This is a genomic window from Niallia sp. Kr1 (assembly GCF_050389805.1).
Taxonomy (GTDB): Bacteria; Bacillota; Bacilli; order Bacillales; family Cytobacillaceae; genus Bacillus_BD.
Map to the genome: position 1 here is coordinate 3,471,932 of NZ_CP130945.1, position 12,778 is coordinate 3,484,709.

A 12,778-nucleotide genomic window follows, 5' to 3' on the forward strand; every position below is an offset into this window, starting at 1 on the left:
AGTATAACACATTAAATTAAATGTGTTGGACTATTTAAAGCCAACTGGGACAAAATAAGTCCATCAGCACAATAAATCATTGATAAAATTTAATTTGAAGAATCACTCCTAAATAACTACGGCTAACTGTTTTTTCATCCTATTTGGTTTGTTGCTTAAATTTTGAGTGTTTAATAGTTAAACTTATTTGTTTATTTCCTTTTCAGTCACTCCCACTTCGTTTTTTGCTCAGGTAAGTCTATAATCCCTTAATACTATAGTTCAACGTTGTCTTGCCCATCTCACATTCCCCAGAAGAGCATTTGGCTCTTCTACTTCACAATAATCAAAATCAAAAGCAACCTTTAACACAACCAAATAAAAAAAGCATTACCCAAATGGAGGTTCATCTCCAATAGGATAACGCTTTTTGTGATTTTAATAGATTAACGTCCTATCTATTATACATACTGAGTTTGAAGGGTAGTCATTGGCAATGCTTCATTGAAAAATTCCGCTAATTCAACTGCTTGTTGATAATCAGTAATCTTAAATATGGTCATTAAATATTCTATATCATGGAGATCTTCTGGGTCGAGGATTGCTGAACGGCCAGTTTGCATACAGACAACTAGAGGTTTTCCAAAAAATAAGTTCGTGTAGATTAAACCAAAATCATATCGAGCCAAATCGGTAGTAAATCCAATAAAACGAACTTTTACGTTTTCTTCTTCTTCATATAATTTTTCAAATAGTTCCATGTTTTCTCCTCCCCTTTTTACTAAATTTTCATTCTATCTAGAATATAATTATATTTTAAGAGTTTACTATAATGCAACGAGTTTTACAAATGTTCTAAAATTTGTCAATAATTTATTACAAAGCTGCTAAAAAATTTCATTTATTCTTGTAATCAGAAAGGTCTACGCTGACATACCTATTGATAACTTTTAATCAAAAATCAACATTCCCCTTTTTACTTAACCAATATGAAAGAACATAAAATGAAGAAATCCATATAACCCTAAGCTGGATATTGTTGTATAAAACGTTTTCTTAGTCGAACGAATAAAGTAATTCCCGATCAAAATCGCCAGATTAAAAAAGATCATAAACATTATGACTTTATAGACAAGCAAATCCTTTTTTGAAAGCCATTCCGCTAGAGTAAAACCACTCCATATCATCAATTGGATAATGATTACTGTATAGAGTCTCATGAACAATCACCAATAATTCCATAATAGTATTTTTATTGACTCAATATAACTTCGTTGGGGTTCCGTTACGGGCACGGCACTATGTTTGCTTCTCAACTACACCATAGCCATCGTGACATTTCGTGTCTAGTGACTTACTGGTCTCGCTTCTGAGGCAGGAGAACCTCGGTCTTCCACTACAATTCAACAGAAAATAAAATCAACACTGCGCTTTTTATTATATATATGTCCAAAAGATCATAGATATTTTTCTTTTTTAACTGAAACAAAAAAGCTGCCTATTATAAGCTAATAGGCAGCAAAATTATTTATTTTAAAACGTGAATTGGTGCTCCAAGAGCAACTTCAGCAGCTTCCATTGTCATTTCACCTAGTGTTGGATGAGCATGAATCGTTAATGCAATATCTTCTGCAGTCATACCAGATTCTATAGCAAGACCTAATTCAGAGACAATATCAGATGCGTTTGCACCAGCAATTTGTGCTCCAATCAATACGCCATCTTCTTTACGAGTAATTAGTTTTACAAATCCATCTGTACTATCAAGAGATAACGCACGACCATTTGCAGCGTATGGGAATTTAGCAGCTACAACTTCAATTCCTTCTTTTTTCGCATCAGCTTCATTATATCCAACTGTTGCCAATTCAGGATCAGAGAATACCACTGCTGGGATTCCAATGTAATCAATTTCAGAAGTTTGCCCTGCAATTGCTTCTGCTGCGATTTTCGCCTCATAAGATGCTTTATGAGCTAATTGTGGTCCTGGGACAACATCACCGATTGCATAAATATTGCTTACATTTGTACGGCACTGTTTGTCAATTTCAATAATTCCGCGTTCGTTCATTTTAACGCCGGCCTGTTCCAATCCCATTTCATCTGTATTTGGACGACGTCCAACCATTACAAACACATAATCAGCTTCAAATTTCTTTTCTTCGCCCTTAATTTCAGCAGTAACAACTACACCATTTTCTGTTTCTTCTACACCTTTAGCAAGTGCTTTTGTATAAATTTCAGCACCTTTGCTCTTTAAAGTTCTTTTAACTAATGCTGACATTTGTTTTTCAAAACCAACGCCTAAAATTTCATCAGCACCTTCTAAAACCGTTACTTGTGAACCAAAGTTAGCATAAGCAGTACCTAATTCAATACCAATAACTCCACCGCCGATTACGACAATTTTTTCAGGAACTTCTTGTAAATTCAAAGCACCAGTTGAACTTAAAACTCGCTTTGAAAATTTAAATGTAGGAAGTTCAATTGGTCGTGAACCTGTTGCAATGATTGCATTTTTGAAATTATACGTTTGAGAAGATGTTTCTGTCATTACTTTTAATGAGTTACTATCAACAAAGAAAGCTTCTCCACGAACAATATCAACTTTGTTTCCTTTTAATAGTCCTTCAACACCGCCAGTTAACTTCTGAACAACACCAGCTTTGAATTCTTGAACTTTAGAAAAATCAACTGTCACATTTTCAGCATGAATACCATATTTATCTGAATGCTTTGCTGTTTCATATCGATGACCAGCAGAGATTAACGCTTTAGATGGAATACATCCAACGTTAAGACAAACACCACCAACATATTCTTTCTCTACAATCGTTACTTTTTGCCCTAATTGAGCAGCACGAATAGCTGCTACATATCCACCTGGACCAGCTCCTATAACGATTGTATCTGTATCAATTGGGAAATCACCTACTACCATGTTTTACGCCTCCATTAATAATAGTTCAGGATCATTTAATAAACGTTTAATGTGATTTAATGCGTTTTGACCTGTTGCTCCGTCTATCATACGATGATCGAAACTTAATGATAATGCTAAAACAGGCGCTGCAACAATTTCACCGTCTTTTACAATTGGCTTTTCGGCAATACGACCAATTCCAAGGATCGCTACCTCTGGATGGTTAATAACAGGAGTAAACCATTGGCCACCTGCAGATCCGATGTTTGAAATCGTACAAGAAGCACCCTTCATTTCATCTGGAGCTAGTTTTCCGTCACGGGCTTTTCCAGCTAATTCATTAATTTCATTAGAAATGTTGAAAATGGATTTACGATCTGCATCTTTTACTACAGGTACTAATAAACCTTTATCTGTATCTGCAGCGATACCGATATTGTAATAATGCTTATGAACGATTTCTTGAGTCGCATCATCGAGTGATGTATTAAGTGCTGGGAATTCACGTAAAGCACTTGTTAAAGCCTTAACTACATAAGGTAAGAAAGTTAGTTTAATACCTTTATTTGCTGCCACTTCTTTGAATTTCTTGCGGTGTGCAACAAGTTTTGTAACATCCACTTCATCCATTAATGTCACGTGAGGTGCTGTGTGTTTTGAGTTAACCATTGCTTTAGAAATAGCTTTACGAATGCCGCTCATTTTTTCACGAGTTTCTGGATATTGACCAGCTGGAATTGGTGTTGGTGCTGCTGTAGTTTCAGCTGGTGTAGCTTCCTGTGCTTGAGCTTGAGGAGCTTCTGAAGCAACTGCGGCTCCACCGTTTAAGAATGCATCAATATCAGTCTTTAATACACGACCATTGTCTCCAGATCCAGATACTTGACGAATATCCACACCTTTTTCACGTGCATATTTACGTACTGAAGGCATAGCGATAATACGACGATTTGGATCCACTTCAGCTTGAGCTGCCGGTGCAGCATTCGCAGTTTCTGGTTGAGCTGTTTCTGCTTTCGCTTCAGCAGGTGCCTCTTCTTCAGCTTCGTCACCTTTAAATACTAAATCCTCGTATCCTGGAGCATCAAATTTAATTAATACTTGTCCAACAGTTGCAACAGTGCCTTCCCCAACTAACACTTCTTCTACCGTACCTTCAACTGGGGATGGAATTTCAACAACTGCTTTATCATTTTGAACTTCACATAATACATCGTCTTCTTGAACTTTATCTCCTGGTTTTACAAACCATTTTACAATCTCGCCTTCATGAATACCTTCACCGATATCAGGCATTTTAAATTGAAATGACATTAAGAGCCCTCCTAATTAATTTTCCTATGTAATAAAGAATTATTGCCATGAATAACCCATTTATATTATTACATTGTTTTAGCCCTGCTTATAGACTAGTCTTCTTATTTTTCAAAAAAGTAATCAACTATATGCAGGGCATACTGACTTATTGGTTTAGAAAGTTAATACCTTTTTAGCTGTTTCGATGATGTCTTTATGATTTGGTAACCAAACAGACTCAGCTTGTGGGAATGCAAATACTGTATCTGGTGCAGCAACACGTAACACTGGTGCATCAAGACTTAGGATTGCACGATCATTAATTTCAGCTACCACTTGCGCTGCAACTCCTGCTTGTTTTTGTGCTTCTTGGACAACGATTGCGCGACCTGTTTTTTCAACAGAAGCAATAATTGTTTCAATATCAAGTGGACTTACTGTACGTAAATCAATTACTTCTACAGAGTAACCTTCTTTTTCTAATTCTTCAGCTGCTTTCAATGAATCGTGAACCATTGCTCCATACGTAATAATCGATAGATCCGTTCCTTCACGTTTTACATCTGCTTTACCTAGAGGAATTGTATATTCACCTTCAGGAACATCCTGACGGAATGAACGATATAATTTCATATGCTCTAAGAATACGACTGGATCATTATCACGGATTGCTGAAATTAATAATCCCTTTGCATCATATGGAGTTGAAGGGATAACAACCTTAACACCTGGAGTTTGAGCCATTAGTCCCTCTAAGCTATCAGCGTGCATATCAGGTGTATGTACACCTCCGCCAAAAGGAGAACGAATTGTTACAGGTGCATTCATTTTTCCGCCAGTACGATAACGTAGACGAGCCATTTGTCCAGCAATTTGATCAAAAACTTCAAATACAAAGCCGAAGAATTGAATTTCAGGTACTGGACGATATCCTTGTAAACTTAAACCAAATGCTAAACCACCAATTCCTGATTCTGCAAGTGGTGTATCAAAAACACGATCTTCCCCAAATTCTTTTTGTAATCCTTCAGTTGCACGGAATACGCCACCGTTAACGCCTACGTCTTCTCCAAATATTAATACATTTGGATCATTTTTTAATTCAACGCGTAACGCATCAGTGATTGCCTGAATCATTGTCATTTGCGCCATGGCTTATTTCGACTCCTTTGCTAAATAAATTTCTTTTTGTTCTTTTAAGTTTTGTGGTAATTCTTCATACATAATGTTGATAAGGTCCGTTACTTTTTGTTTTGGAGCACTATCGGCCTTTTTAATTGCCTCTTTAATTTCTTCTTTCGCTTGTTCGATTACTTCATTTTCTTTTTCTTCACTCCATAAACCTTTTGCTTCTAAGAATTTACGGAAACGAACAAGTGGATCTTTCTTTTCCCATTCGTTATCAAGGTCTGCTGTACGGTAACGAGTTGGGTCATCCCCTGCCATTGTATGTGGGCCATAACGGTAGGTCATCGTCTCAATTAGAGTAGGTCCTTCTCCATTTACAGCACGTTCACGAGCTTCACGTGTTGCCGCATAAACAGCTAATGGATCCATTCCGTCAACTAAAATCCCTGGGATACCTGCAGCGACTGCTTTTTGGGCTAATGTTGGTGCAGCGGTTTGCTTATCACGAGGTGTTGAAATAGCAAATTGGTTGTTTTGCACCACAAAGATCGCTGGAGCTTTATATGCGCCTGCAAAGTTCATTCCTTCATAGAAATCACCTTGTGAAGTACCACCATCACCTGTGTATGTAATGGCAACGGCTTTTTGACCGCGTTTCTTTAATCCAAGTGCCACACCAGCAGTTTGAACATATTGCGCACCGATAATAATTTGCGGAATATATACATTTACACCTTCAGGAATTTGCCCACCTTCAAAATGACCTCTTGACCATAAGAAAGCTTGATATAGTGGTAATCCGTGCCATACGATTTGAGGAACATCACGATATCCTGGTAAAACAAAATCCTCTTTTTCTAAAGCAAATTGTGAAGCTAATTGAGACGCTTCTTGACCTGCAGTTGGAGCATAGAAGCCTAGACGCCCTTGTCTGTTTAATGAAATAGAACGTTGGTCTAAAATTCGTGTATAAACCATTCGTCTCATTAATTCTTGTAGTTGCTCATTACTTAAATCAGGCATTGCAGATTCATTAACAATTTGACCTTCTTCATTTAATATCTGTAACATTTGAAATTGTTCTGTTATTACGTTTTCTTGAGCCTTTGCATCGACTGTTAATTTTTGCGTGTTAGATGCCATACAAATCACCCTTTCAAGTCATTAGAATAGTCTTTAATAGAGTATCCAAAAATGTATAACTAAAGCATGAATTTTTTTAAGGAAGAACCTTAATTTCATTCTATCTTTTCTCTTCCATTTTATTATTACACTATAGTTACTCTATTATTTTACTTTTTATCACAAATGATCATTTCACCTTAAACTGTATTATTATTATTTTGTAAAAAAGTGAAACACCTTTCATTCACATGTATATCTTAACGATTAATATCTCCACAGTCAATGAAAATGACTCAATTATTTCAAAAAAAGTTCACGAATTCTTCACATTAACAAAACCTGTTATATTATCTGAATTTTATCTGTACTATAAAAAAATATCTTTTTTTGTTGTGTTATATGAAAGATTTTAATTAATACTATTTTATAATAATGATAATCATTAGGGGTTTTGTTAGCTTAAATTAGAAATGTTTTTTTCTATATTAATGATATAAATGGATTTAGATTAACTTTTTCACTACTTTTTGATAAAATTGGTCTACATGATGTTTAAAGGAAGTGTTACTTAACATGTTAACAATGGATGATATTGTACGCGACGGACATCCGGTTCTAAGAAAAGTGGCATCTGAGGTTGCTTTACCACCCTCAGATGAGGATAAACAAATTCTTCATCAATTAATGGAATATGTTCAAAACAGTCAAAATCCAGAAATCGCTGAAAGATATGGATTACGTCCCGGTATCGGTTTAGCTGCACCTCAAATTAATGTTTCAAAACGAATGATTGCCGTACACGTAACGGATGAAAGCGGGAAATTATATAGTTATTCTCTAATCAACCCAAGGATTATCAGTCACTCAGTAGAAAAAGCTTACTTAATTTCTGGAGAAGGTTGCTTATCAGTAGATGATCCACATCCTGGGTTTGTTCCAAGATATGCTAGAATTACCGTCAAAGGATTTGATTCTGAAGGAAAGGAAGTAAAAATTCGATTAAAAGGACTTCCAGCCATTTGTTTTCAGCATGAGATTGATCATTTAAATGGAATTATGTTTTATGATCACATTAATACAGAAAATCCGATGGAAAAGCCAGAAAACGCAATAGCAATATAATACAAAGTCAAAAAAGTAAAGGACATATGACGATGATATCCTTTACTTTCATCTATCTTTTGGCAACTTCTCTCTCTAATAATTCCATAATAAAGTGATATTCATTCGTGGGTCATGTTACCAAGCATTTTTAAAAAATAAGTAAATAAATTGTGGCAGTCCTACGAATAATAAAAACAAAAAGAATGAGAAATGGCAGAAAAATCCTGAATTCACTTTACTTTGAACAAGGAATGATTAAAATAGAGAGTAAGGAGATGACCACAAATGTTAAAGAAGCTAAAAAAGAAGCTTTTAAAACAGTGGAACGACATGTTGCGAAAAAAATCAATGGCCTAATTATTTTTTGAGCCCTTCACTCTTAAGAAGGGCTCATTCATTATCAGGCAATAAAATATAAAAAACAGATAAATTTTGTTTTTTTAATAAATTTAAAGGTTCATGTTGATTTTTGGACTCCTGTTGATGGAAGTGAAAGGCACTCAAACTCCTGCGACAGAAGCGAAACAGGCAAGACAACGGAGTCATGAAGGGTGACTGATGCAGAGCGAAGAGGAACGCGAAGTGCCTAAACGAAAATCAACAACTACGTTTAACAGAGCCATCATAAAGATAAAAATGAGGAGAGATCAAAATGGTTTTTAAAGTTTTTTATCAAGAATCAAAAACACAAGTACCCGTTCGTGAAATGACTAAGTCATTATACATTGAGGGTGAATCTGTTCGTGAGGTAAGAAAAAAATTAGCGCAGTTTCCTTATAATATCGAATTCATCAGCCCAATCGAAGGTGCCTTTTTAGAATTCGAAAAACAAAAAGAAGATTTTAAAGTATTGGAGATATAAATATGAAATTTGTAAAAAATGATCAGACAGCCGTTTTTGCCTTAGGTGGACTCGGCGAAATCGGAAAAAACACATATGCAGTACAATTCCAAGATGAAATCATCCTTATTGATGCAGGAATAAAATTCCCTGAAGATGAGTTATTAGGGATTGATTATGTGATACCGGATTACTCTTATTTAGTCAAAAATGTAGATAAAATTAAAGGGTTATTCATCACTCATGGACATGAAGACCATATTGGTGGAATTCCTTATCTTCTACGACAAATCAATGTTCCTATTTATGGAGGAAAGCTAGCACTTGGGTTAATCCGAAATAAATTAGAAGAGCATGGATTACTTAGACAGACGACCTTTCACGAAATTAAGGAAGAAGACGTGATAAAGTTCCGAAAAACTTCGGTTTCCTTTTTTAGAACAACCCATAGTATTCCTGATTCCTATGGAATCGTTGTAAAAACACCTCCAGGTCAAATTGTCCATACAGGTGATTTTAAATTTGATTTTACACCTGTTGGGGAGCCTGCTAACTTAACAAAAATGGCTGAGATCGGGAAAGAAGGTGTGCTTTGCTTACTATCAGATAGTACCAATAGTGAAATTCCAGATTTTACGATGTCAGAGAGACGTGTAGGCGATACAATCCATGATATTTTTAGAAAAGTTGACGGAAGAATTATATTTGCCACCTTTGCTTCAAATATCCATCGATTACAACAGGTTACGGAGGCTGCCGTTGCCAACGATCGAAAAATTGCTGTCTTCGGTAGAAGTATGGAAGCAGCTATTCAAATTGGACAAGATTTAGGTTATATCCATGCACCAAAAGATACGTTTATTGATGCAGCACAGGTGAATCGCCTTCCGGCAAATCAAGTTACGATTCTTTGTACAGGTAGCCAGGGAGAACCCATGGCCGCATTGTCTAGAATTGCAAACGGCACACATAGACAAATTCAAATTATTCCTGGAGATACAGTAGTCTTTTCATCGTCACCAATTCCAGGGAATACTACGAGTGTGAATCGAATCATTAATATGCTGTATCGTGCGGGCGCTGATGTTATTCATGGAAAACTTAATGATATACACACTTCTGGTCATGGTGGGCAAGAAGAACAAAAATTAATGTTACGATTAATTAAACCGAAGTATTTTATGCCCATCCATGGTGAATATCGTATGCTCGTTACTCATTCGAAACTTGCGGTAGACTGTGGAGTAAAGGACGAAAACTGCTTTATTATGGACAACGGTGAAGTTCTTGCACTTGGTTCCGATGAAGCCAGAGTCGCTGGTAAAATTCCATCCGGAAGCGTCTATATCGATGGAAACGGAATCGGCGATATCGGAAATATCGTTTTACGTGATCGTCGAATACTATCTGAAGAAGGACTTGTTGTAATCGTTGTAAGCATTAATATGAAAGAATTCAAAATTGCTGCCGGTCCAGATATTATTTCACGAGGATTTGTATATATGAGAGAATCAAGCGATTTGATTAATGACGCTCAAAGTTTAATTGCAAAGCATCTAGACAAAGTGATGGAGCGCAAGACAACACAATGGTCAGAAATTAAAAATGAAATTACGGATACTCTTCAACCATACCTTTATGAAAAAACAAAACGTCGACCAATGATCCTGCCGATTATTATGGAAGTATGATATTGAAAGCATAAAAAAAGCACCAAAAGGTGCTTTTTTTATACATTTTATGATAATACTTTTTTTTCAAAACGATTAATATCTACATCTGCTCCAATGACGATTAGAATGTCATTTTCAAAAATGGTTTCATTTGCCTGTGGAGATACGATAATCTCATCACGTCTTTTAATTGCAACAATATTAATTCCATATTTTGCCCTTACGTCTAAGTCAATAATAGAATTCCCATCAATTTTCCTACTTGCAACAATCTCTACGATACTATGTTCGTCAGATAATTCCAAATAATCAAGGACACTATTTGAAGTGATATTATTTGCAATCCGTCTACCCATATCTCGTTCAGGATGAACTACATGATCAGCCCCAATTTTTACCAATACTTTTTCATGATAATCATTTTGTGCTTTGACGGTTACTTTTTTTACTCCGAGTTCTTTTAACATAATCGTAGTAAGAATGCTTGCTTGAATATCATCCCCGATGGCTACGATGACATGATCAAAATTCCGAATTCCAATGCTTTTTAACACTTTTTCATCCGTTGTATCGCCAACAACTGCATGTGAAGCAATAGATGAGAATTCATTTACTCGATCCTCATCTATATCAATTCCCATTACTTCGATTCCTTGCTCTGCTAATGTGAGGCATATACTGCCCCCAAAGCGACCTAAGCCTATTACTGCAAATTCCTTCTTCACCGTTCAAACCCTCCAACAATCATAGAGAACTTTAAAAGTTAGTCCCCTTTATATGCAATATACTTTGTTATCATCTTAATCGCAACCTCAATTGCCTTTTCGTTGGGTAATAGTTTAGCATGATGTAATCCATAATCTGATTCAACTCCCAACCAAAACATAAATCCCCGAATTTCTTTCAACATAAAACCAAAATCTTCACCCGTCATCGCTTCTTTGCATTCGATAACATTTATATCCGTATGATGCTCGACAAATTCCATAAATTCCCTCGTTAATACAGAGTCATTCACAACTTGATGATACATCGCACCAAAATCTACTTTTACCTCACATTGGAATCCCAGTTCAATTCCTTTTGCCATATCATAGATACGCTGTTGTACTTGTTCCATTGTCTCCTCAGAAAATGTCCGTATCGTCCCCTCTAATCTTGCCGTTTCTGAAATAATATTTTGAACGGTTCCACTGGCAATTTTTCCCACTGTAATCACAACACTATCTAATGGATCAATATTTCGCGATACAATTGACTGTAATTGGGTAACAAATGTACAAGCAGCAACCGTCATATCATTTGCCAAATGAGGTCTTGCAGCATGTCCACCTTTACCTTTAAAATCAATAAATAATTCAGATGTATTAGCAAATAGAAGTCCTTCTTTGACAGCAATCGTTCCGACCGGATATTCTGGTGCTATATGCAAAGCCATGATCATATCCGGCCACCATTCTTTCATAACAGCTGATTTCAACATGGGTTCTGCTCCGCCTGGGGCCTCTTCAGCAGGCTGGAAAATAAATAATAGATCGTCTTTAATCGGATGATTAACAAAATGAGTAAGGACACCTAACGCAATGGACATATGAAAATCATGTCCACATGCATGCATTTCTGTTTCGTGTAGAGATTTAAATGGTAATTCTGTTTCTTCCACAATTGGTAGTCCATCAATATCTGCACGGTAACCGATCATCTTAGTGGGCTGCAATCCATTAACCTTAACAAAAATGCCCGTTTCCCATTTTTTAATTTGGATTCTTTCTTGTGGCAATGAGTGAATATAAGATAATAAATAAGCTTGAGTTTTAAATTCTTTAAATCCTAGTTCTGGAATTTGATGAAGTTCACGTCGAATCTGTACAAATGAATTCATACTTTCCCCCTCTTTCTCCTAAAACAATTTAAACCTCTTTACAAGTTAAGCGTGGACAATACGTCCACGCTCGCTTCTATTATAAATGACGAAGATCCTGCATAATTTCTGTTTTTGATTTCGTCTTAGCATCAATTTCTTTAATCACTTTTGCTGGAATTCCAGCTACTACCGTATATGGAGGTACATCTTTTGTTACAACTGCACCTGCCGCAACAACTGAACCCTTTCCAATGGTTATACCTTCTAATACCACGCAATTAGCACCAATGACGACATCATCTTCTACAATCACCGGTTTTGCTGAAGGTGGTTCAATTACCCCTGCTAATACTGAACCTGCACCAATATGGCAATTTTTACCAACCGTTGCTCTTCCTCCGAGGACCACATTCATATCAATCATGGTTTTTTCACCAATAACAGCTCCAATATTAATAGAGGCCCCCATCATGATCACGGCTTGATTTCCAATCTCCACTCCGTCACGAATGATCACGCCAGGTTCAATTCTTGCATTAATATTTTTCATTTCTAGTAATGGAATAGCGGAATTTCTTCGGTCATTTTCAATGACATAGTCTTCGATCACTTCTTTATTTTCTTCAAGAGCGACTTTTATTTCATCCCACTCTCCGAAAACTACCCCATTGTTTCCTGTTATAAATGATTTACTATTTGGACCAAAATTGATTTGATCTAATTGACCTTTTATGTATAGTTTAATAGGTGTTGACTTTTTACTGTTAGCTATAAATGAAATAATTTCGTTTGCATTCATCCGAGTCCATCCCCTCCATTAAAGATAGTCAAATACAGTAGATTCC

Annotated in this window: 13 protein-coding genes; 4 read left to right on the forward strand and 9 right to left on the reverse strand. The window is 36.1% G+C overall.

Annotated features, from left to right (window positions below; all coding sequences use genetic code 11):
- Positions 1-440: 440 nt before the first annotated feature.
- From Q5760_RS16945 to pdhA, 6 genes are all read right to left on the reverse strand, one after another.
- Positions 441-740 (reverse strand): DUF3055 domain-containing protein, encoded by a 300-nt coding sequence (locus tag Q5760_RS16945; protein WP_428908793.1) that lies wholly within the window; start codon positions 738-740, stop codon positions 441-443.
- Positions 741-959: 219 nt separating this feature from the next.
- Positions 960-1,199 (reverse strand): hypothetical protein, encoded by a 240-nt coding sequence (locus Q5760_RS16950; protein ID WP_428908794.1) that lies wholly within the window; start codon positions 1,197-1,199, stop codon positions 960-962.
- 308 nt (positions 1,200-1,507) lie between these two features.
- Positions 1,508-2,920 (reverse strand): dihydrolipoyl dehydrogenase, encoded by a 1,413-nt coding sequence (lpdA, locus tag Q5760_RS16955; RefSeq protein ID WP_428908795.1) that lies wholly within the window; start codon positions 2,918-2,920, stop codon positions 1,508-1,510.
- A gap of 3 nt (positions 2,921-2,923) precedes the next feature.
- Entirely contained in the window at positions 2,924-4,216 is a 1,293-nt protein-coding gene (locus Q5760_RS16960) for a dihydrolipoamide acetyltransferase family protein (protein WP_428908796.1), read from the reverse strand.
- A 156-nt stretch (positions 4,217-4,372) separates the two neighbouring features.
- Positions 4,373-5,350, reverse strand: a complete 978-nt coding sequence (locus tag Q5760_RS16965) for an alpha-ketoacid dehydrogenase subunit beta (protein WP_428908797.1) — start codon at positions 5,348-5,350, stop codon at positions 4,373-4,375.
- A gap of 3 nt (positions 5,351-5,353) precedes the next feature.
- Complete coding sequence (pdhA, locus tag Q5760_RS16970) at positions 5,354-6,469, reverse strand: pyruvate dehydrogenase (acetyl-transferring) E1 component subunit alpha (protein WP_428908798.1); 1,116 nt, start codon at positions 6,467-6,469, stop codon at positions 5,354-5,356.
- Between the two features lie 555 nt (positions 6,470-7,024).
- Here pdhA and def point away from each other — a divergent pair.
- The 4 genes from def to rnjA all read left to right on the forward strand — a co-directional run bounded on the left by def (position 7,025) and on the right by rnjA (position 10,087).
- Positions 7,025-7,573 (forward strand): peptide deformylase, encoded by a 549-nt coding sequence (def, locus tag Q5760_RS16975; RefSeq protein WP_428908799.1) that lies wholly within the window; start codon positions 7,025-7,027, stop codon positions 7,571-7,573.
- Between the two features lie 185 nt (positions 7,574-7,758).
- A complete protein-coding gene (locus Q5760_RS16980) occupies positions 7,759-7,923 on the forward strand; it encodes a hypothetical protein (protein ID WP_428908800.1) in 165 nt (54 codons plus the stop codon).
- Positions 7,924-8,207: 284 nt separating this feature from the next.
- The gene (locus Q5760_RS16985; RefSeq protein WP_428908801.1) at positions 8,208-8,417 is read left to right on the forward strand and encodes a DNA-dependent RNA polymerase subunit epsilon; all 210 of its coding nucleotides are present in this window, start codon (positions 8,208-8,210) and stop codon (positions 8,415-8,417) included.
- Positions 8,418-8,419: 2 nt separating this feature from the next.
- A complete protein-coding gene (gene rnjA, locus Q5760_RS16990) occupies positions 8,420-10,087 on the forward strand; it encodes a ribonuclease J1 (RefSeq protein ID WP_428908802.1) in 1,668 nt (555 codons plus the stop codon).
- A gap of 47 nt (positions 10,088-10,134) precedes the next feature.
- Here the strand turns inward: rnjA and Q5760_RS16995 are convergent, their stop codons facing one another.
- The 3 genes from Q5760_RS16995 to dapD all read right to left on the reverse strand — a co-directional run bounded on the left by Q5760_RS16995 (position 10,135) and on the right by dapD (position 12,732).
- Entirely contained in the window at positions 10,135-10,794 is a 660-nt protein-coding gene (locus tag Q5760_RS16995) for a potassium channel family protein (protein WP_428908803.1), read from the reverse strand.
- Positions 10,795-10,832: 38 nt separating this feature from the next.
- On the reverse strand, positions 10,833-11,951 hold the full coding sequence (locus tag Q5760_RS17000) for an N-acetyldiaminopimelate deacetylase (protein ID WP_428908804.1): 1,119 nt from the start codon (positions 11,949-11,951) through the stop codon (positions 10,833-10,835).
- Between the two features lie 79 nt (positions 11,952-12,030).
- Positions 12,031-12,732 (reverse strand): 2,3,4,5-tetrahydropyridine-2,6-dicarboxylate N-acetyltransferase, encoded by a 702-nt coding sequence (gene dapD, locus Q5760_RS17005; protein WP_428908805.1) that lies wholly within the window; start codon positions 12,730-12,732, stop codon positions 12,031-12,033.
- Between the last annotated feature and the right edge of the window lie 46 nt (positions 12,733-12,778).